At 73.1% G+C, this 19,118-nt stretch carries 20 protein-coding genes; 12 read left to right on the top strand and 8 right to left on the bottom strand.

Features of this window, described 5'->3' with window-relative positions:
• The first annotated feature begins 27 nt into the window (after positions 1-27).
• From ABZ807_RS17940 to ABZ807_RS17955, 4 genes are all read left to right on the top strand, one after another.
• Positions 28-1,089, top strand: coding sequence for an FAD-dependent monooxygenase (locus ABZ807_RS17940; protein WP_357158631.1), 1,062 nt, complete (start codon positions 28-30; stop codon positions 1,087-1,089).
• Positions 1,090-1,224: 135 nt separating this feature from the next.
• Positions 1,225-2,385, top strand: a complete 1,161-nt coding sequence (locus tag ABZ807_RS17945) for a UDP-N-acetylglucosamine--LPS N-acetylglucosamine transferase (protein ID WP_357158634.1) — start codon at positions 1,225-1,227, stop codon at positions 2,383-2,385.
• 11 nt (positions 2,386-2,396) lie between these two features.
• Entirely contained in the window at positions 2,397-3,110 is a 714-nt protein-coding gene (locus ABZ807_RS17950; RefSeq protein WP_357158637.1) for a polysaccharide deacetylase family protein, read from the top strand.
• On the top strand, positions 3,107-3,952 hold the full coding sequence (locus tag ABZ807_RS17955; protein WP_357158640.1) for a DMT family transporter: 846 nt from the start codon (positions 3,107-3,109) through the stop codon (positions 3,950-3,952). The genes ABZ807_RS17950 and ABZ807_RS17955 overlap by 4 nt, the downstream gene beginning before the upstream one ends.
• Before the next feature lie 177 nt (positions 3,953-4,129).
• Here the strand turns inward: ABZ807_RS17955 and ABZ807_RS17960 are convergent, their stop codons facing one another.
• The gene (locus ABZ807_RS17960; protein WP_357158643.1) at positions 4,130-5,212 is read right to left on the bottom strand and encodes an SRPBCC domain-containing protein; all 1,083 of its coding nucleotides are present in this window, start codon (positions 5,210-5,212) and stop codon (positions 4,130-4,132) included.
• A gap of 363 nt (positions 5,213-5,575) precedes the next feature.
• On the opposite strand from ABZ807_RS17960, the gene ABZ807_RS17965 reads away from it, so the two are divergent.
• Positions 5,576-6,466 carry a tetrahydrofolate dehydrogenase/cyclohydrolase catalytic domain-containing protein gene (locus ABZ807_RS17965; RefSeq protein ID WP_357158646.1) on the top strand — a complete coding sequence of 297 codons (891 nt, stop codon included), beginning with the start codon at positions 5,576-5,578 and terminating at the stop codon, positions 6,464-6,466.
• 41 nt (positions 6,467-6,507) lie between these two features.
• Here ABZ807_RS17965 and ABZ807_RS17970 read toward each other — a convergent pair whose 3' ends face one another.
• On the bottom strand, positions 6,508-7,287 hold the full coding sequence (locus ABZ807_RS17970) for an endonuclease/exonuclease/phosphatase family protein (protein ID WP_357158650.1): 780 nt from the start codon (positions 7,285-7,287) through the stop codon (positions 6,508-6,510).
• Positions 7,288-7,482: 195 nt separating this feature from the next.
• Between ABZ807_RS17970 and ABZ807_RS17975 the strand changes: the two genes are divergently transcribed.
• Positions 7,483-8,256, top strand: coding sequence for a TSUP family transporter (locus ABZ807_RS17975; protein WP_357158653.1), 774 nt, complete (start codon positions 7,483-7,485; stop codon positions 8,254-8,256).
• Positions 8,257-8,359: 103 nt separating this feature from the next.
• Here ABZ807_RS17975 and ABZ807_RS17980 read toward each other — a convergent pair whose 3' ends face one another.
• Positions 8,360-8,974, bottom strand: coding sequence for a malonic semialdehyde reductase (locus ABZ807_RS17980; protein WP_357158656.1), 615 nt, complete (start codon positions 8,972-8,974; stop codon positions 8,360-8,362).
• Between the two features lie 109 nt (positions 8,975-9,083).
• On the opposite strand from ABZ807_RS17980, the gene ABZ807_RS17985 reads away from it, so the two are divergent.
• The 3 genes from ABZ807_RS17985 to ABZ807_RS17995 all read left to right on the top strand — a co-directional run bounded on the left by ABZ807_RS17985 (position 9,084) and on the right by ABZ807_RS17995 (position 10,680).
• Positions 9,084-9,440 carry a helix-turn-helix domain-containing protein gene (locus ABZ807_RS17985; protein ID WP_357158659.1) on the top strand — a complete coding sequence of 119 codons (357 nt, stop codon included), beginning with the start codon at positions 9,084-9,086 and terminating at the stop codon, positions 9,438-9,440.
• Between the two features lie 5 nt (positions 9,441-9,445).
• The gene (locus tag ABZ807_RS17990; RefSeq protein WP_357158663.1) at positions 9,446-10,261 is read left to right on the top strand and encodes a GNAT family N-acetyltransferase; all 816 of its coding nucleotides are present in this window, start codon (positions 9,446-9,448) and stop codon (positions 10,259-10,261) included.
• A 122-nt stretch (positions 10,262-10,383) separates the two neighbouring features.
• Entirely contained in the window at positions 10,384-10,680 is a 297-nt protein-coding gene (locus ABZ807_RS17995) for a hypothetical protein (RefSeq protein ID WP_357158667.1), read from the top strand.
• 48 nt (positions 10,681-10,728) lie between these two features.
• On the opposite strand, the gene def is transcribed toward ABZ807_RS17995, so the two are convergent.
• Entirely contained in the window at positions 10,729-11,238 is a 510-nt protein-coding gene (def, locus tag ABZ807_RS18000; RefSeq protein ID WP_357158670.1) for a peptide deformylase, read from the bottom strand.
• A gap of 47 nt (positions 11,239-11,285) precedes the next feature.
• On the bottom strand, positions 11,286-12,041 hold the full coding sequence (locus ABZ807_RS18005; protein WP_357158673.1) for a TetR/AcrR family transcriptional regulator: 756 nt from the start codon (positions 12,039-12,041) through the stop codon (positions 11,286-11,288).
• Between the two features lie 170 nt (positions 12,042-12,211).
• Between ABZ807_RS18005 and ABZ807_RS18010 the strand changes: the two genes are divergently transcribed.
• On the top strand, positions 12,212-12,730 hold the full coding sequence (locus ABZ807_RS18010; protein WP_357158676.1) for a hypothetical protein: 519 nt from the start codon (positions 12,212-12,214) through the stop codon (positions 12,728-12,730).
• Between the two features lie 46 nt (positions 12,731-12,776).
• Positions 12,777-15,833 (top strand): Tn3 family transposase, encoded by a 3,057-nt coding sequence (locus ABZ807_RS18015; RefSeq protein WP_357158679.1) that lies wholly within the window; start codon positions 12,777-12,779, stop codon positions 15,831-15,833.
• Between the two features lie 74 nt (positions 15,834-15,907).
• On the opposite strand, the gene ABZ807_RS18020 is transcribed toward ABZ807_RS18015, so the two are convergent.
• From ABZ807_RS18020 to ABZ807_RS18030, 3 genes are all read right to left on the bottom strand, one after another.
• Entirely contained in the window at positions 15,908-16,660 is a 753-nt protein-coding gene (locus ABZ807_RS18020; protein WP_357158682.1) for a hypothetical protein, read from the bottom strand.
• Positions 16,644-17,894 (bottom strand): hypothetical protein, encoded by a 1,251-nt coding sequence (locus ABZ807_RS18025; RefSeq protein ID WP_357158685.1) that lies wholly within the window; start codon positions 17,892-17,894, stop codon positions 16,644-16,646. The genes ABZ807_RS18020 and ABZ807_RS18025 overlap by 17 nt, the downstream gene beginning before the upstream one ends.
• Before the next feature lie 70 nt (positions 17,895-17,964).
• On the bottom strand, positions 17,965-18,702 hold the full coding sequence (locus ABZ807_RS18030) for an ATP-binding cassette domain-containing protein (RefSeq protein ID WP_357158688.1): 738 nt from the start codon (positions 18,700-18,702) through the stop codon (positions 17,965-17,967).
• Between the two features lie 265 nt (positions 18,703-18,967).
• On the opposite strand from ABZ807_RS18030, the gene ABZ807_RS18035 reads away from it, so the two are divergent.
• The coding region (locus ABZ807_RS18035) for a helix-turn-helix domain-containing protein (RefSeq protein ID WP_357158710.1) at positions 18,968-19,118 on the top strand (151 nt) is incomplete at its 3' end.

A 19,118-nucleotide genomic window follows, 5' to 3' on the forward strand; every position in this document is an offset into this window, starting at 1 on the left:
GGACTACGTCCGTAGTACGGTCGGTCCATGCGGGGATCAGTGGCTGTCATCGGGGGCGGCGTCGGCGGCCTCGCCGTGGCGGGTGGTCTGCACCGGGCCGGGTGGAGGGTCAGCGTGCTCGAGCGGTCCCCCGGGTTGCCGGCGGTTGGCACCGGCCTGGGGATCTGGCCGTCGGCGCTGCGGGCGCTGGACCGGCTCGGGCTGGGGGTGGCGGCCCGCGAGTGTGGCCGCGTCCAGCCCGGCGGGGCGATGCGCCGGCCGGACGGGTCGGTGATCGCCACCCTGGACGCGGCGCGGATCCGCCGGCGGCACGGCGAGGGGGTGTACCTGCTGTCCCGGCCGGCGCTGCTCGGTGTGCTGGCCGGGGCGCTGCCGGCGGGCGTGGTCCGGTTCGGTTCCCCGGTGACGGATCCGCTGGCCCTGGCCGGGGAGTACGACGTGGTGATTGCCGCGGACGGGATCCGCAGCGCGACGCGGGCAGCGATGTTCGGTGACCGGTACCCGCTGCGATATTCAGGGATGACGGCGTGGCGGGGCACGGTGGAACTGGACGTGCCGGCGGGCGGCGAGACGTGGGGCCGGGGCCGCAAGTTCGGCCTGACGCCGCAGGCCACCGGGGTGACGAACTGGTACGCCGCTGTCGCCGCCGACGAGGGGTACCGGCCGCCGGAGGGTGACGTGGCGGCGTTGCGGCGGCTGTTCGGCGACTGGCACGACCCGATTCCCGCACTGCTGGAGCGGGTCGACCCGGCCGGGGTGCTGCACCACGACGTGCACCTGCTGACGCCGCTGCCGTCGTACGTGGACGGCCGGATGGTGCTGCTCGGGGACGCGGCGCACGCGATGACCCCGGACCTGGGTCAAGGGGCGTGCCAGGCGTTGATCGACGCGGTGGCGCTGGTGGACGCGCTGGCGCGGGAGCGTGATGTGCGGGGGGCGCTGGCCCGCTACGACCAGCAGCGGCGTCGGCCGACGCAGCGGATGGCGGCGATGGCGGCGCGGGCCAGTCGACTGTCGCGGGTACGGCGGTTCACCGGGGTGCGGGACCTGGCGGTGCGAGCGGCGTTGGCGTTCGGCCCGCCGGGCTGAGGGGCGCAGGCAGGCGGCCCACGTCCCGGTGGTGTTCGTCGGAGCCCGCGACGGCGTCGCGCGCGGAGGCTCTGACCGGGGATGGACGTGCCGATGAGGGGTATGCGCGCCCCCATGGAGTGCCGAGGTCGAATCGTGGTGGTCTCCGCGAACGTCGGCGCCGGTCATGACACGGCCGCGGCCGAGCTGGCGTGCCGGCTGCGGGAGCGCGGGTTCCGGGTGGACCGGATGAACCTGCTGGACGTGCTGCCCCGGCCTGCGCGTTGGGCCTTCCGGGAGGCGTACCGGGGCATTCTGCGCTGGCTGCCGTGGGGTTACGACGCGCTGTTCACGCTCACCAGCCGGTCCCGGCGGTCGGTCTGGGTGATCCGTGCCCTGCTGCGTCCGCTGCGAGGCCGGATGGGTCGGGTGATCCCGCCGGACACAAGGGCGGTGGTGACGACCTATCCGTTCGCCAATCAGCTCCTCGGGCCGTTGCGCCGTCAGGGGCGGCTGGTCGTCCCGGTCATCACGTACGTCACGGATTTCGTGGTCCATCCGACCTGGCTCAGCCCCGGGGTGGACGTCTACTGCGCGGTGCGGCACGCCGAGGTGCAGCCGGCCGGCACCGCCGGCGGGGTCGACATCACGGTGGTCCAGCCGCTGGTGTCGCCGGCTTTCGGTGGTCCTGTCGGGGTCGATCGGCGGCAGGTCCGGCGGCGGTTCGGCCTGCCCGAGCGGGGTCCGTTGGCGTTGATCGTGGCCGGCGCCTGGGGTGCCGGTGAGGTGGAGAGCACGGTGGCGGAGGTCGGCGCCACCGGCTGCGCGCGGCCGGTGGTGGTGTGCGGCCGTAACGAGGCGTTGTATCGGAGGCTGCGGCGCCACGGCGAGCATGTGTTGGGGTGGGTCGACGACATGCCAGCGTTGATGCGCGCGGTGGACGTCGTGGTGGAGAACGCGGGCGGTCTGACCTGCCAGGAGGCCCTCGCGGCCGGGGTGCCGGTGCTGACCTACCGCCCGATTCCGGGACATGGGCGGGCGAACGCCTCGATCCTGCACCGGGCGGGTCTCACCCGCTGGGTGGGTTCGGCGGAGCACCTGCGACCGGCCCTGATCGAGGTGACCGCGAGGCGGAGCCGTGGTGGCGCCGACTCGCGCGCGCAGGTCGACCCGGCCGGGCTCGTCGCCGAGGCGGCCGCGGAGTCCGGCGGCGCGGGAGCGTACGACCGGCGTCGGGGTCGTTCCGTGGCGGATGCCGTCGGCGACGCGGTGGGGGTGGTCGCGGCGCTGCTCCAGTCGTCTGGCGGTGGCCGGTGACGGGTGGGCCGGTGGGACGTCTTGTGGTCGGGGCGGGTGCGTTGGCCGCGCTGCATTTGGTCCCGGCGGTTGCCGCGCTGCCGGCGCTGCGGGGGCGTTTTTTCGCCGGGCTCGACGGGGCGGGTCCGCGGGACCGGGTGGCGCTGACCTTCGACGACGGCCCGGATCCGGATTCCACCCCGCAGTTTCTGGACGTGCTGGCCGACCGTGGGGTGCGGGCGACGTTCTTCCTGCTGGGTTCGATGCTGCTCCGGTCGCCCGCGCTCGGTCGGCGGATTGTCGCCGAGGGCCATGAGGTCGCGTTGCACGGCTGGGAGCACCGCAATCTGATGCTGCGGGGTCCGGTGGGCACCTGGCGGGACCTGGCCGCGGGGCGGGCGTTGATCACCGCCGTCACCGGTCGTGCGCCGCGGTTCTTCCGCCCGCCGTACGGGGTGTTGACGGGTGCGGCCCTGCTGGCCGCCCGGCGGTTGGCGTTGCGACCGGTGCTGTGGACGTGCTGGGGTCGGGACTGGACGGGGTCGGCCACCCCGGATTCGGTGCTGGCCACCGTGGGCGGGGGGCTGTCCGGCGGCGGCACGGTCCTGCTGCACGACTCGTCGCGCACGGCCGCCCCTGGTGCCTGGCGGGCCGGTCTCGCCGCGCTGCCCGGGTTGCTCGACGAGTGCCGTCGACGGGGTTGGGCGGTGGAGTCGCTGGGTGAGCATGTGCGTGGGCCGCGGTGATCCTCTCCGTGGTGGCCGCGCTCGTCGCGGCGTTCTGCTTCGCGCTGTCCACGACGATGCATCAGCGGGCGGCGAAGCGACAGCGGACGCGCCGGGTGCTGGACCTGCGCCTGCTGCTGCGGCTCCTGCGGACCCGGCTGTGGCAGCTCGGCTGGGTCCCGGACGTCGTGGCGGTGGCGTCCCAGACGCTGGCCCTGCGCTATGGGCCGCTGTCGCTGGTGCAGCCGTTGCTGGCCAGTGGGCTGTTCATGGCCGTCGTGATCGAGGCGGCGTGGAGCCGGCGGCCGGTGCCGCGACGGGATCTCACGGCTGTGGTGCTCGGCACGGTGGGTCTGGTCGCCTTCCTGGTCACGGTCGGCCCTCGGGCCGGTGTCGCGGATCCCACCCCCGGTGCATGGTGGTGGGTCGCGGCCGGGGCCGGCACGGCGGTCGCCGGCTGTCTGCTCGGTGCGCGGCGCAGCCGTGGCGCGGCGCGTGGCGCGCTGCTCGGCGTGGCGGCCGGAGTCCTCTACGGAGTCGCCGCGGCCCTGCTCAAGTCGGTGGCTACGCGGTTCGGCGGCGACCTGCCGGCCCTGGTCCTCGACCCGCGTGTCGCGGCGCTGGCGCTGGTGGCCGTGCTCGCGGTCCAGGTGAACCAGAGTGCGTTCCAGAGCGGACGGATCGCGGCCCCGTTGACCGCGTTGACGCTGACCGAGCCGGTGACCGGCGTGCTCGTCGGGGCGACCGCGTTCCGGGAGACCCTCTCGCTGGGCGGCGTCCGGATCCCCCTCGTCGTCGTCTCCGTCGCCGCGATCACGGGGAGTGTCTGGCTCGCGGGCGCCAGGTCCCAGGCCCGCTCCTAGCCGTCGTCCTTCGCGGGTGGGTCCGTCGGGAAGGCTGCCGGGTGCGTTCCGGTGTGGTGGAGCCGAGGTGCGGGGATCAGGTCCGCCCGCTGCCCCGGGCAGTCGGCCTCGAGCGGTGCCGTCCGGCTGGGCGCGGGCGTGTGGTCTCGGCGGGCCGGGGGGTTGGACGGTGTCGGGTCACAGGCCGGTGCACGGGTCGTCGCCGATCGTGCAGCCCTCGGGTGCCTTGGTGAGCGGGTCCGGGTCGCGGACGTCGAAGGTGATGGTCTGCGATCGTCCGGCCGGTACGGGTGGCCCGGTGAAGGTGACGGCCTGGCCGTCCTGCCGCCATTTCGCCCCGCTGGCGCTGGCGACGGTGCCGCCCTCGGACAGGGTGACGACGACGGTCCAGTCCTTCGCCGCCGGGCCGGCCGGATTGTCGAGCACCACCTCGCCGCTGTAGCCGAAGATCCGGGTCCCGGTGGTCTGGTAGCGGGCGGTCACGGCGCTGGTGGCCGGGGCGACGGGGGTGGGTGTGCGGGAGGGGGTGGCGGTGGGGGTTCGGCTGGGGCGCGCGGTACTGGCTGCGGCGGTGGGCGTGGCGCGGGAGCTGGGGGTGGCCCGGGGCGCGGGGCTGACGGTGGCCGCGGCGGTGGGGGGTGCCGGCAGCGGGTCCGGTCCGGCGGCGCGGTCGGGGTCGTCGGGCAGCAGCGCCCACACCGCCGCGCCGGTGGCGAGTGCGGTGCCGGTCAGCGCCGCGACGAGCACCTGCCGGCGCCTGTGGCCGGTCGGTGCGGGTGCGTGGCCTGCCGCGATGGCGGGCAGTTCGGCGGTCGGCGGGTCCTCGCCGCGGCGCAGGTCGACCTGCTGGAAGGCCAGCCAGTCGAGGAGGGCGGGCAGCCGCCCGGTCAGGGTCTGCTGGTAGTACCGCTCGCGGCTGTCGCGGTCCTCGGCGGGCCAGGCGCCGTGTTCCATGGTTTCCTGGACCGACAGTCGGCAGCCTTCGGGGGTGGGGGTGACGGCGCAGGTCAGCCGGGTACGCCGGTCGCCTTCCTGGCAGTGCAGCACGAGCAGTTCCGGTGCCCGTCGGTCGGTCACCTCGGCGTTGACGGCGGCGTGGAAGCCGGGCAGGCCCGCGGTGTGCAGTAGGAGGCGTTTCGGTGCCTGCGTGGCCACCTCGGCCTCGGTGAACCATCGGCTGAGCAGGTGCGGGTTGGTCAATGCGTGCCAGACCCGGTCGCTGGGATGCGACAGGTCGACCTGGGCGCCGATCTCGATCACGGCGAGACTGTACGGGTTGGGGCGGGTGGCCGGTGGGGCCCGGGTGGGGGTCCTGACAGGATCGTCGGGCGTGGGTGGCCCGTACCCGTTGTTCTTCAGCCCTGGCGGCCGACGCCCCGGCGCGGGAAGTGGCGCCGCGGCCGCGGTTCGAGTCGGCGCCGGCGGACCTGGGGGTGGTGCCGGCGGCGGCGGGCGGACACGGTGCTGGCCTGGTTGCCCCGGTGGTGGGCGGTGGCCGATGCGGTCCGGGCGGGCGATGTGGCAGGCTGGGGGCGGACGCGACTGGCGGCACGGGGATGGGCCAACCATCGGGGAGCTCGTCGCGGGGGTCGACCGCCTGGGCCTCCGCGGACGAGGTGAACCATGTCTGTTTCCGCTTCCCCGACGACGGCCACGGCTCGGCTGCTGCCCGGTAAGCCGGTGGCGGAGAAGATCCTGACCGAGGTCGCCGATCAGGTGGCGACGCTGCGCGCGGCGGGGGTGACCCCGGCGTTGGCCACGGTGCTGGTGGGCGACGACGACGCGAGCGCTGGGTACATCCGGATCAAGCAGCGGCAGGCGGCGGAGCTGGGTTTCGCGTCTCCGCACGTGCACCTGCCGGCGTCGGCCTCCCAGCAGGACCTGCACCGGGTCCTGGAGGACTTCAACGCCGACGCGGAGGTGCACGGGGTGCTGGTGCAGCATCCGATCCCTGGTCACCTGGACTACGACCGGGCGTTGCAGGTCCTCGACCCGGACTCCGACGTCGACGGCATGCACCCGGTGAACATGGGCCGGTTGGCGTTGGGCCTGCCGGGGCCATTGCCGTGTACGCCGGCGGGGATCGAGGCGTTGCTGGCGTACCACGGGGTGCCGGTGTCCGGTCGGGAGGTGGTGATCCTGGGCCGCGGGGCGACGCTGGGGCGGCCGTTGGCGATGCTGCTGGCGCAGAAGCGGCCGACGGCGAACGCGGCGGTGACCGTGGTGCACACCGGGGTGGCGGACTGGCCGCGGTACACCCGGCGGGCGGAGATCCTGGTGGCGGCGGCGGGGGTGCCGGGGATCGTCCGGCCGGAGCACGTGCGCCCGGGCGCGGTGGTCGTCGGTGGTGGGGTGCGTTACGAGGGGCGGCGGTTGCTGCCGGACGTGGACGAGTCGTGTGCCGAGGTGGCGGGGGCGATCACGCCGCGGGTCGGCGGGGTGGGTCCGACTACGGTGGCGATGCTGTTCCGCAATGCGTTGCGGGCGGCACAGCGGGCCGTCGGGCGGGGCTGAGTTTGCGGTGGCGGCCCGGCTCCGGTCGGGTCGCCGCCGCCTCAACCGAGGTCGACGACGAGGGGCCGGTGGTCGGAGATCGTGGAGAGGGGCGTGGTGACGGCGGTGACCGGTGGCAGCCGGTCACCGCCGTGCCGGTCGGCGAGGATGTGGTCGAGTTGCACACGGGGCGCGGCGGCCGGGTAGGTGGGGCGCCGCCCCAGGGGCCGCCAGCCGCTGAGCAGGTGGGCCGCACCTGCGGGCAGGTTGAGGTCGCCGAGCAGGATCCGCGGGGCGGGCAGGGCGCGCAGCGCGCGCACGACGCGGCGCAACTGGTGGGCGTTCCAGCCGGGGACGAACGACAGGTGGGTGGCGGCGATGGTGAGCGGCCCGTGCGGGGTGTCCAGGATCGCGGCGAGCACCACGCGGGGTTCGTCGCGCAGCAGGACCAGGCCGCCGCCGGGGCCGGGGACGTAGATCGGGGACCGCACGGGGGCGGGGCGCAGCCGGGTGACCTGCCAGGAGCGTACGGGGTGGCGGCTGACCAGGCCGATGCCGTAGCAGGGTTCGCCGTGGCCGTCGTCGTCGTGGCGCAGGGGGCGGAACAGTTCGCCGGGGGTGCCGACGACGGCGGCGGCGAAGCGGTGCTCGGGGGCGTCGAGGGCGCGGGCGGCGATGGCGGTGAGGTCGAGATTGCCGCTGCGGGACTGGTCCCGGTCGACCTCCTGCAGGGCGAGGATGTCGGCGTCGAGGGCCTGCACGGCGGCGGTGAGCCGCTCGGGGTCGACCAGGCCGTCGGTGAGGGAGCGGCCGTGCAGCAGGTTGAACGTCGCCAGGCGCACTCCTGCACCCTACGTCGCCGTGGCACAGTTGCCCGATGGTCAAGGCGTTGCTCTGTTCGGTGCTGGTCTTCGTCGCGGTGGCCACGGTGGGGCTGTGGCTGCGCCGCCGGCGCGGTCGGTGACGGGGCCGCCCGCCGGTGAGGTCGGCCACACGGTGGCGCGACGGGTCGGGGCGGGTGGGCAGAATGGCCGGCCGTGGATCCCCTGTCGCTGACCACCCTGCTCGCTGCGGCCGCCATGGCCGGTTGGGTCGACGCCGTGGTCGGTGGTGGTGGCCTGCTGCTGCTGCCGGCGCTGCTGGTGGTCGCGCCCGGGGTGCCGGTGGCCACGGCGTTGGGCACGAACAAGCTGGCCGCGATCTTCGGTACGTCCACGGCGGCGGTGACGTACGCCCGCCATACGAAGATCGACTGGACGGTGGCGGGCCCGTCGGCGGGGCTGGCGGTGTGCTGCGCGGGTGTCGGCGCGGCCCTGGCGGGGTCGGTGCCGGCGGGGGCGTACCGGCCGGTGGTGCTGGCGGTGCTGGTGTCGGTTGCGCTGTTCGTGGTGTTCCGTCCCCGGCTGGGGGTGGTGGCGGTGCCGGCGCGGCGGACCCGGGCGCGGGTGGTCGCGGCGGTGGCGGTGGCCGGGGTGGGCATCGCCCTGTACGACGGGTTGATCGGCCCGGGTACGGGCACGTTCCTGGTGGTGGCGTTCACCGCGCTGGTGGGTGCCGACTTCGTGCACGGTTCGGCGATGGCGAAGGTGGTCAACGCGGGCACGAACCTGGGCGCGCTGGTGGTGTTCGCGGCCACCGGTCATGTGTGGTGGCTGCTCGGGGCGGCGATGGCGGTGTGCAACGTGGCCGGGGCGGCCGTGGGGGCGCGGATGGCGTTGCGCCGGGGCGCCGGATTCGTGCGGATCGTGCTGCTGGTGGTGGTGCTGGCGTTGGTGGCCAAGCTCGGCTACGACCAGTGGCGGGTGGGCTGAGCGTCACCGCCACCACCGGCCGGCCGGGCGTCGTGGCCTGACCGGCCGGTGGTGGCGCGCAGCCGTGCGGGGCCACCGGTGGTCGCCCGGCCGGCGGTGGTGCTCAGGCGTGCCGGACCACGTCGTCGTAGTCGAGGCGCGGCAGGCGGGGGAACCAGGCGTCCGGGCCGGGACGGCCGATGTTGACCAGCAGCAGCGACTTCCAGCCGGTGCCGGCGAAGAACTCCTTGTCGACGCCGGCGGCGTCGAAACCGCCCATCGGGCCGGCGGCCAGGCCGGCGGCGCGGACGCCGAGCAGGAAGTAGCCGATCTGCAGGCCGGCGTTGAAGCGGGCCATGCCGTCCCGGCCGGCGGGGTCGCCGGCGAGGTGCTCACGCATGCCGGGGCGGATCGGGAACACCGTGTCCAGGTGCTCGTGGAAGTCGGTGTCGGCGGCGAGGACGGCGACGACCGGGGCGGTGGCGGTCTTGGCCTGGTTGCCCTCGGCGACGTGGGTGAGCAGGCGCTCCCGGCCGGCGCCGGGGCGGACGAAGAGCACCCGCAGCGGCTGGATGTTCATCGCGGTCGGCGGGTACTTGACCAGCTCGAAGATCGCCCGCAGCTGGTCGTCGCCGACCGGCTCGTCGGTGAAGGTGTTCGCGGTGCGCGCCTCGGTGAACAGCTGGGCCTGCGCCTCGGGGCTCAGGGCGATCAGGTCGGCGGGCAGGACGTCGGTCATCGGGTTCCTCGGTCACTCGGATGTCACTCGGAGAAGGGGCTGTGACAACGGTAGCAGCTAGCTTTTTAGAAGTACCTTGCCGGCGTGCGGGTTGTCGTATCCTGGGGTCATGACAGTCAGTCCCCCGCTCGGAGGCGGCCCCCGCGCCTGCCCCGGGGGTCTGACCCGGGCCTTCGCGTTCCTCGGCAAGCGGTGGAACGGCATGCTCCTCGGCACCCTGGCCAACGGCCCCGCCGGGTTCGCCGAGCTGACCCGGGCCCTGCCGGGGATCAGCGAATCGGTGCTGTCGGACCGGCTCGGCGAGCTGGCCCGGGTCGGGCTGGTCAGCCGCACCGTGCGGGAGGGCCCGCCACTGGGGGTCAGCTACCAGCTCACCGACCGGGGCGCCGCGCTGCTGCCCGCCCTGACCGCCCTCGCCCGCTGGGCCGACGAGAACCTGCCCGCCGAATCGTCCGGCGGCTGCTGACCCCAATGCCGGTACGCGCCGAACACGACCGCGCCACCCTGGCCGCGCTGCTGCGCCGCGACCCGGTGCTGCACGCCTACCAGCTCGGCGACCTGGACGACTTCTTCTGGCCGTACACGTCGTGGTTCCGCCGCGGCGAGCAGGTAGCGATGCTGTACCACGGCGTGGCCCAGCCGGTGCTGCTCGCCTTCGCCGCGCCCGACGGCCAGCCGGAGCTCGCGGCGCTGCTGGCCGACCTGGCCCCGATGCTGCCCGCCCGCCTGCACGCGCACCTGTCCCCCGGCCTGGACGCGGTGCTGGGCCGCTGGTTCACCGTCGATCCCGGCGGGGCGCACCAGCGGATGGCGCTGACCGATGCGGCCCGGCTGGCCGGGGTCACCCCGGCCGGCGAGGTGCTCGACGACGCCGACCTGCCGGCCCTGCGCGCCCTCTACGCCGCCGCGTACCCGGGCAACTGGTTCGACCCGCGGATGCTGGCCACCGGCCAGTACGTCGGGATCCGCCGCGACGGCGACCTGCTCGCGGTGGCCGGGGTGCACGTGTACTCCCCGACCTACCGGGTGGCCGCCCTGGGCAACGTCACCACCCACCCCCGGGCGCGCGGCCGGGGGCTGGCCGCCGCGGCGGTCGCCGCGCTCTGCGCGCGGCTGCGCGAGCACGTCGACCACGTCACACTCAACGTGAGAACCGACAACCACGCCGCCGTGCGCCTGTATGAGCGGCTCGGCTTCACCCGGGTCGCCGACTTCGGTGAGTACACGCTGACCCCGCTGACGGACAGCATGTCCAGCCGTCACGCCGGGTCAACAACCCGACCCTGACCTGGGCCTGTGCCGGATGGGCCCGGGCCCGTCGGGCACCCGGCGTCTGCCGACAGAAGCCGCGTCGTGACGCGGCGGAGCTGAAGGGTACGCATGACAACATCGGTACGGGCCCGAGTCGGTTGGCGGTCGCCACCGCCGCCGTGACGGGGCTGCTGACCGTGGCGGCCGGGCCGGCCCTCGCGGCACCGGGCGTCGACCCGGCCACCGTGGACCGGGCCACCGTGGACCGGGCCGCCAACCCCGGCGCGCCACCATCGACATCGACAGCAGCCGAGCGCGCGCAGTCCAGGATCAGAGACGGCACCGGCGACATCGACTACAAGGTGACGCTGCGCGGCGACGCGGTGATCACCGGCGTGGACAAAACCGGCAACACCTCCACGGCGACCTCCCTGGTGGCCCCGCCGCCGAAGTGACCCGCGGGTGACCGAGTGCGGGGGCGGCCGACGGCCGCCCCCGCGTCGTCAGCGGTGCCGGCTCGGCGAGTCGAACCGGCCGGCGCGGATCTCCCGCAGCGCCCGGCGGCGCACGTCCCCGGACAGGGTGTCGACGTAGAGGCGTCCGCGCAGGTGGTCGGTCTCGTGCTGCAACGCCCTGGCCAGGAACCCGCTGCCGGAGATGGTCAGCGGCTCGCCGTGCCGGTCGAAGCCGTGCACGGTGGCGTGCATCGCCCGCCGGGTCGGGAAGTACAGCCCCGGGATGGACAGGCAGCCCTCGTCGTCGTCCTGCGACTCCTCGGACAGCTCGATGGTCGGGTTGACCATGTGCCCGCAGTGGCCGTCGGCGTCGTAGACGAACACCTGGGCGCCGACCCCGATCTGCGGCGCGGCGACCCCGGCCCGGCCGGGCGCGCCCAGCAGGGTGTCCATCAGGTCGTCGACCAGTTGCTGCAGCTCGGCGTCGAAGCTGGTCACCGGCTCGCAGGCGGTGCGTAGGACGGGATCGCCGATGATCCTGATCGGGCGTACGGTCATGCGCAGAAGGCTATCCGTGCGTCACGGCCGGCGGTGTCGCACCCCGGTCAGCGGTCGCCGACCAGGACGGCGACCCCGTCGAGGATCCGCGCCAGGCCGAACTCGAAGGCCCGGGCCGGGTCGGACGCGGCCTGGTACTCCTGCCCCGCCGCGGTGCCCACCCGGGCGGCGGTGGGGAACCGCTGCGGGTCCATCGCCCTCTCCAGGTACGGCGCGTGCGCCCGCCACCATTGCTCGTCGGTCATGCCGGTGCGCTGGGCGGCCTGGGCGGCCTCCACCGCGCCGCGGACCGCGCCGTGGACGTAACCGTCGACGAGGGTGATGACGGCGTCCATCTCCAGGTCGGTCAGGCCGATGCCCTCGACCGCGCGCAGCTCGTACTCGTACTTGGCGGTGACGTTGGGGCCCAGCGGCGGGCGGGTGGTGGCGACCTGCAACAACCACGGGTGGCGCAGGTAGAGGGCCCAGTTCTCCCGGGCGATCTGCTCCAGGCGGCCGCGCCAGCCGCCGGGGACGCCGGCGGGGCGGGCGGTCTCGCCGTAGACGGTGTCGAGCATGACGTCGAGCAGTTCGCCCTTGCCGGGCACGTGGGTGTAGAGCGACATGGTGCCCACCCCGAGGCGCTCGGCGACCCGGCGCATGGACAGCGCCGCCAGCCCCTCGGTGTCGGCGACCTCGATGGCGGCCCGCACGATCCGGTCCACGCTCAGGTCGCCGCCCCTGCGGCTGGCCTTTTCGCTGGTGCGCCAGAGCAGGGCGAGGCTGCGCGCGGGATCCCCGGTGCCGCTGTACTCGACGCTCATGCCGCCATCCTACCGTCACCCGTACCGTATAGTGTACGGTACGCGGCGCCTGAGCAGGTGAGGACCGTCGGGACCGATTCGACCTCGCCCCCGACGAGCGCCACCAGGTCCACGGCCGCCTGCGCCGCACCGCGGCCCTCCCCACCGAACTGACCGCGAGAGGACACCCCGTGACGATCGGCCGGTACGCGGTGACGTTCGTCCCCGCCGACCCGCCCCGCGCCGGGGCGCTGCTCGTCTGGTCCCCCGAGGGCGACGATCCACCGGACGGCCCCGGCGAGGTCACACGAGAGACCCTCGCGACGCCACCGCGGGGCGTACCGGCGCGGGTGCCCGTACGCCGCACACCGCTGGCGGCGGGTGTGCCGCTACTGCTGGCCGGCGGCGCCACGGACCCGGCCGCGGCCTTCTGGGCGGCCGCCACCCACCAGGCGTTGCACCTGGCCGCCCGGGGCCTGCTGCTGCCCGACGTGACCCCGGCCGGCTACGACACCTGGCGGGTCGGGCCGCTCGGCGACGCCGCCCGGCTGCGCGCGCTGGCCGCCGCGATGCCGCCGGCCGCGCGGGCCCGGCCCGTGCCGGGGCGCGCCCCGGCACGGGTGCCCGACACCGGCCGGCTGCTGCGGGACTTCCTCGACGCGGTCGCCGACACGGCCCTTGAGGACCAATGGCCGGAGATCCGGCGTTAAGCCGGGGTCTAGTGATGTGGGTGGATGTGCCGTACTTTGATGGCTCGTGCCGAGCAGGTTCTTGACGGATGAGCAGGTTGCCGCGTACGGCCGCTTCGGGGCCGAGCCGCTGGATCAGGCCGCGGTGGAGCGGTTCTTTTCCCTGGATGACGCGGATCGGGAGTTGATCGGCCGGCGGCGGGGTGATCACAACCGGCTCGGGTTCGCGTTGCAGTTGGTCACGGTGCGGCATCTGGGTACGTTCCTGACGGATCCGTTGGACGTGCCGCTGGTGGTGTTGGACTACGTGGCGGCGCAGTTGCAGGTTGCTGATCCGTCAGTGGTGAAGCGGTACACCGAGCGGGAGAAGACCCGGCTGGAGCATCAGTGGGAGCTCGGCGAGGTGTTCGGGTATGTCTCGTTCGCGGCGGGCCGGCCGGGGCTGGTGCGGTGGTTGGATGACGAGGCGTGGACGACCGGGGACGGTCCGCGGGCGTTGTTCTTCGCCGCGATGGGGTGGCTGCGGCAGCGCAAGGTGCTGCTGCCGGGTGTGACGACCCTGGTGGAGTTGGTCGCCGAGGTGCGGGAGGCGACGGAGCTGCGGCTGTACGACACTCTCGCGGGGGCGGTGAGCGCGGAGCAGGCCCTGGACTTGGAGCGGCTCCTGGTGGTGCCGGAGGGTCAGCGCCGTTCGCAGCTGGACCGGTGGCGGCACGCTGAGCGCTCCACCACCGGCCGTGGCATGGCGCGCGCCCTGAACAGGGTCGCGGAGGTCGCGGGTTTGGGGATGCGGCGGGTGGACACCGGTGCGGTGCCGACGCGGCGGGTGATCGGGCTGGCCCGCTACGGCCTGGCGGCGAAGGCGCCGAAGCTGGCCCGGCACCCGTACCGGCGCAAGATCGCCACGCTGCTGGCGACGGTGCGGTGGCTGGAGGTTACTGCCACCGACGATGCCCTTGAACTGTTCGACGTGTTCATGACCGGCGAGCTCGTCGCTCGGGCGGGTAAGACCGCGGACAAGGAGAAGCTACGTCAGCACCGGGCCTACGCCCGGCACGCCCCGGTGCTGGCCCAGGCGGTGCAGGTGCTGCTTGACGCCGCCGAGTGGGGCGAGGGTGTGCCCTTGGAGACGGTGTGGGACGCGATCGAGTCCGCGATCGGGTCGCGGGCGCGGCTACGCGCGGCTGTCGAGGGCGTCACTCCGCTGATCCCGCCGGCCGATGCCGATTCTGACGGGCAGTGGCGGGCTGCGGTGGTGGAACGGTTCGCCAGCGTGCGCGGCTTCGTGAAGATGTTGTGCCAGGTGGTCGAGTTCGGGGCGACCGCCGACGCTCGGCGGGTGTTGGAAGCGATGCGCCGGCTGCCCGAGTTGCTGGACGCGCGGCCGAGCAACCGGGTGCCGACCGGGTTCCTGGACGCCCGCGCCGTGGATGTGGATCTGGTGCCGAAGGGCTGGTGGCAGCGCCTGGTTTTTGCGAAGGACCGGCCGGAGGGCACGGTGGACCGCAACGCCTACGTGTTCTGCGTGCTGGAGCTGTTCCACACCCGGTTGAAGCATCGGGACATCTTCGCTGTGGTGTCCGACCGTTTCGCTGACCCACGGGCACGGCTGTTGGCCGGCGCCCGGTGGCGGGCGGTCAAGGGCCCGGCGTTGGGCGCGTTGGGGTTGCCGGAGTCACCGGAGGGCCTGCTGGCTGCGCACGCGCAGGACCTGGATGCCGCGTGGCGCGACGCGGCCGGCGGCGTCGACGCCGGCGGGCAGGTGCGCATCGACGCGGCCGGGCGGCTGCACCTGGCCAAGGATGATGCCCTCGATGAGCCGCCCAGCCTGGTTGACCTGCGGCGGCGTACCACGGGCATGCTGCCGGCGGTGGACCTGCCCGAGGTGATCCTGGAGTTGATGGCGCTGTACCCGCGCTTCGGTGAGGCGTTCACTGCGGTCTCCGGCGGCGTGAGCCGGCTGGCGGACCTGCACGTCTCGGTCGCGGCGCTGCTGACCGCGCACGCGCTCAACATCGGCTTGACGCCGGTGATCGCCGACACGCCGGCGTTGAACCGGGGGCGGCTGGCCCACGTCGACCAGCACTACCTGCGCCCGGAGTGCTACACGGCCGCGAACGCGGTGCTGCTGGACGCGCAAGCCGAGATCGGCCTGGCCCGCGTGTGGGGCGGCGGCCTGGTCGCCGCCGTCGACGGGATGCGCTTCGTCGTCCCAGTCCGTACCGCCGATGCGCGGGCGAACCCGAAGTACTTCGCCCGTAAACGCGGCGTCACTTGGTTCAACATGGTCTCCGACCAAGCGATGGGCACAGCCGGCAAGGTCCTGTCGGGCACTCCTCGTGACACGTTGCACCTGGTCGACCTGGTGTACCACCCCGACGGCGGACCCCGCCCGGAGGTGCTCATCACCGATGCCGGCTCGTACTCCGACGTGGTGTTCGGCATTGTCACCCTGCTCGGCTTCGACTACCGGCCGGTCCTGGCCGACCTGCCCGACGCCAAACTGTGGCGTATCGACACCGGCGCCGACTACGGCAGCCTCGACCGGGCCGCCCGCGGCCGCATCGACCTGGGGAAGATCGCCCGGCACTGGCCGGACATCCTGCGGGTGATCGCCTCCATCCACGCAGGCGACATCTCCGCCCACGACGCGATCCGGATCCTGCAACACGACGGGCGCCTGACCCAGCTCGGCGACGCCATCGCCGCCTACGGCCGCATCTTCAAGACCCTGCACGTGCTGACCTTCGTCGACGACCCCGGCTACCGCCGGCAACTCAAAGCCATGCGCAACCTGCAGGAAGGCCGCCACGGGCTGGGCCGGCACATCTTCCACGGCCGCAAGGGCGAGCTGCACCGCGCCTACCACGCCGGCATGGAAGACCAACTCGGCGCCCTCGGACTCGTCCTCAACTGCGTGGCCCTGTGGAACACGATCTACCTGGACCACGCCCTGAATACGCTACGAGCCCAGCGCTACCCGGTCGCCGACGTCGACGCCGCCCGCCTGTCGGCCTACCAGGCCAAGCACATCAACGTGCACGGCCACTACTCGTTCGCCCTGCCCGACCTCGCCGGCGGCCGCCGGCCCCTGCGCGACCCCGACACCCCCGACCCCGAATGACCGGAGGATCACCTCGTGCCCGTTCCCGAGGTCCGGCTCGATCCATGAGATCCACTCACGGCAGAGCGCTGGCTCTACTCACGGCGGTGCGAGCCCGTTCCTTCCAACCGGCTGCTTCGCTCCACGGGGACGAGCTCCTCATCCCGTGCCGGATCCCGGTGTGCCTCCGCCGGTGGCCGGCGCACGCCGCGCAGCAGCGAGACCAGCGCGCGCCAGCGCCAGGAACTGGCGGCGTATGCGGCGACGCCGGCGGCGGCGAGACCGGTCGTCAGCATCCAGGCCCGGAGGTCGTCGATGGGGCGGGCGGTGAATTCCCACCACCGGAAGCCGGATTGCTCGAAGCCCCAGAAGATCATCAACGGTAGCACGGCGAGTGGTCCTACCCAGGCCAGTTTCCAGCTCAGCAGCCTGCCCGCCAGCAGGGAGATGCCCAGCCAGCCGAGGATGCCGCGCAGCACCAGCACTGCCAACGAGCCGCCGAAAAGGACCCAGCAGGTCGCCGTGAACAGCAGCGCGCAGACGGTGGCGTTGACCGTCAGCACGCCCGCCTGGGTGCGGCGCCAGTTCCGCCCGGTGGCGGCCTCCATCTCGCCGAACGGGCTGTGGCACGAGAGGACCGGCCCGAAGGCCACCGCTACCGCGAGGATCCGCCACGCCGGGACGAGCGCGACGCCGCCGTCGGCCCCTTCGCTGGGTACGGGGACGAGGAACGCGCCGATGAACGGCAGGAGGGCGCAGAGCACCGCCGTCAGGGCGGCGCCCGTCCAGATGCGCCGTGACTGGGCGTACAGCCGGAGTGGTTCGTACCGCTCAGTGACACGGAGCACTGTTGAAACCCTTGACCAGCTCGGAAGCCCACGCGAACTGAACGGCCGCGCTGCCCTGGTTCGCGCGCTCGTGCCCGCGGGCCGCGGCCGCCTGCCGCTCACTCGAAGCATTGGTGCGGTAGTCGGGCTGCCCGCCGCCGACGAGGTAACCCTCGAGCCAGTTCTGCAGCTCGACCGCCCGGAGATCGACCTGCTCGCCCTTGGAGGCACCCTCGTCGGCGCAGAACGTGAGGGAGCGCGCCACGATCTCCGTCGCCATCGTTCCGGTGATCGACCAGATGCTCCCGTCGAGGATGAAGAAGTAGGGCGGCCGGTCCCCGCGGTCGGTGTAGAACACCGTCGCATCGGTACTCATGGACCGGTAGCTCAGCCCGTACTCGTCGAAGCGCGGGGGGATGGTGAAGAAGGCGGGTAGCCGGTCGATCCGGGCCGTGATTTCCGCGACGTCCTTCTCATACTTTTTGTGCTCCGGCCACAGGCATACCTGGACCTTCGTGCCCTGGCAGAGTGCTGCCGCCGGTTCCGGCCGGGCCTCGATCGGCGAGCCGAGGCCGGCGGCCGCGATCAGCAGCACGACCGTAGCCGCGGATACCACGGCGGCCGGTCCCAGCCGCCGTAGCGCGAACGGCTCGCCCGCTCCCGGCGGGATGTGCCCGCCGACCCTGAGGTTGAGGGGTGGCAGCAGGATCGCGAGCGCCAGCAAGACGACCGCGAACAACAGGCGCACCGTGATGGTGAGCAGGTTGATCTGGTCGTAGACCCTGCCGTCCAGAACGCTCAGGTCCAGCAGTTGGCCCAGGTACATGGCGATGATGAGCCACGCCAATCCCGCGACCGCGGCGGCGAACCGTCCGGACAGCACTTTCCCGACGGCGTGGCCGAAGGCGACCGCGAGGACGATGACGACCAGCGCCATGACCACATAGCCGGGCCAGAGGCCGAATCCGGGCGGTGCCGTACGCGCGGTGACCACCACCCCGACCAACTGCCCGAGCAATGACACGGCGACGAAGTACGCCACCACGGCGGCCGCGCCCGGAAGCTCCCGGCGCCAGCGCGGCACCACCAGGGGCAGCGACTGTTCCGCTGTGCCGTGACGCGCCGGTGCGGCGACCGACCAGGCCGCCGCGGCGGCCGCGAGCCCGCTGAGCAGGGTCGCGGGCATCTGGGCCGCGGCCGCGGTCTCCGGCCAGACCCCGATCCAGTGGCGATTGCGTAGGAAGAGCATCGCCACGCTGACGGCCAGGGCGAACGGGACGAACCAGCGGACGGGACTCCGCTTGAGGTGGCTGACGAACATCGTTTTACCGCTCTTTGCTGCCGGCGAGAAGGGTCGTGTAGCCGCGTTCCAGCGGAGTGTTGCCCGGGCTGTCCGGATTGGCCAGCTTCTCCAGCTCTCCCGGCGATCCCTGGAAGCGAGCCGTGCCCTCGTCCATGACGATGACCTTCTCCGCGATGGCGTCGACGTCGTCGGTCAGGTGCGTGCTCAGCACGATCACCGCGTCGCGCTGCTGAGAGATGATGCTGCGGAAGCGAATGCGCTGCATGGGGTCGAGACCGACGGTCGGCTCGTCGAGCAGGATCAGCGACGGGTTGCCTACGATCGCCCAGGCGATGCCGGATCGCTGGACCATGCCGCCCGAGAGCTTGCGCATCTTGACGGCCCTGCGATCGCCCAGGCCGGTCTTCTCCAGTGCTTCCTCGACCGCGGCTCGCCGCGCGGGTCGCGGCACGCCCCGGGCCCAGGCTGCGTAGTGAACGAACTCGGACACCGTCATCGACGGATCGAAGCCGAAGCGCTGCGGCAGGTACCCGATGCGACCGCGAATCTGCTCCAGCGTCTCCGGGCCCAGCTCGTGGTCGTCCAGCCGGATCCGGCCCCTGCGGGGCGGAACGATGGTCGCCAGAGTCCGCAGGAACGTGGACTTGCCGGCGCCATTGGGTCCCAGCAGGGCGTGTATCCCATGCTCCATGTACAGGGTGAGGTCCTTGATGACGGTGGTAAGCCCGTAACCCTGCTGCAGATTACTGATCGCCAGCATCGATACGCCATCTCTCCAGGTCGGTCGTTCCGGTGCATGCACAGACGTCGCCGCCGTCGCCCGGGTTGCGTCCGCGCGACGACGACGACGGTTTAACGACTGCCGTTACCGGGTGATCGTGCCACCCGTGATGCCGTACATGCAGTCCCGGCCCGGCACCTCGTCTCTGCTGTTCTTCGCGCGGTTGACCGAGAGGTCCCGGCGGTTTCAAGGAGTCAGTGCATCACATGAGATGATCATGATGACGTACTGATTCGGGGGCGGGATGCGCGGCACGGCGTTGCGGGTCGATGAGCGTGACGACATTCTTCGGGGTATCGGGGCGGACTTGTCCGCGCGGGCGATCGCGGCGGGGTTGGGTCGGGATCCGTCGGTGGTCTCGCGGGAGATCAGCCGCAACGGTGGCCGTGAGGGGT

Origin of the sequence: Micromonospora sp. NPDC047548, from assembly GCF_040642975.1 — a bacterium.
Taxonomy (GTDB): Bacteria; Actinomycetota; Actinomycetes; order Mycobacteriales; family Micromonosporaceae; genus Micromonospora.

What these genes read in the sequence shown, in the direction of transcription:
- ABZ807_RS17940 (WP_357158631.1), top strand. Translation starts at nt 28, where the DNA reads ATGCGGGGATCAGTGGCTGTCATCGGGGGCGGCGTCGGCGGCCTCGCC.
- ABZ807_RS17965 (WP_357158646.1), top strand. Translation starts at nt 5,576, where the DNA reads ATGTCTGTTTCCGCTTCCCCGACGACGGCCACGGCTCGGCTGCTGCCC.
- ABZ807_RS17980 (WP_357158656.1), bottom strand. Translation starts at nt 8,974, where the DNA reads ATGACCGACGTCCTGCCCGCCGACCTGATCGCCCTGAGCCCCGAGGCG.
- ABZ807_RS17985 (WP_357158659.1), top strand. Translation starts at nt 9,084, where the DNA reads ATGACAGTCAGTCCCCCGCTCGGAGGCGGCCCCCGCGCCTGCCCCGGG.
- ABZ807_RS17990 (WP_357158663.1), top strand. Translation starts at nt 9,446, where the DNA reads ATGCCGGTACGCGCCGAACACGACCGCGCCACCCTGGCCGCGCTGCTG.
- def (WP_357158670.1), bottom strand. Translation starts at nt 11,238, where the DNA reads ATGACCGTACGCCCGATCAGGATCATCGGCGATCCCGTCCTACGCACC.
- ABZ807_RS18005 (WP_357158673.1), bottom strand. Translation starts at nt 12,041, where the DNA reads ATGAGCGTCGAGTACAGCGGCACCGGGGATCCCGCGCGCAGCCTCGCC.
- ABZ807_RS18030 (WP_357158688.1), bottom strand. Translation starts at nt 18,702, where the DNA reads ATGCTGGCGATCAGTAATCTGCAGCAGGGTTACGGGCTTACCACCGTC.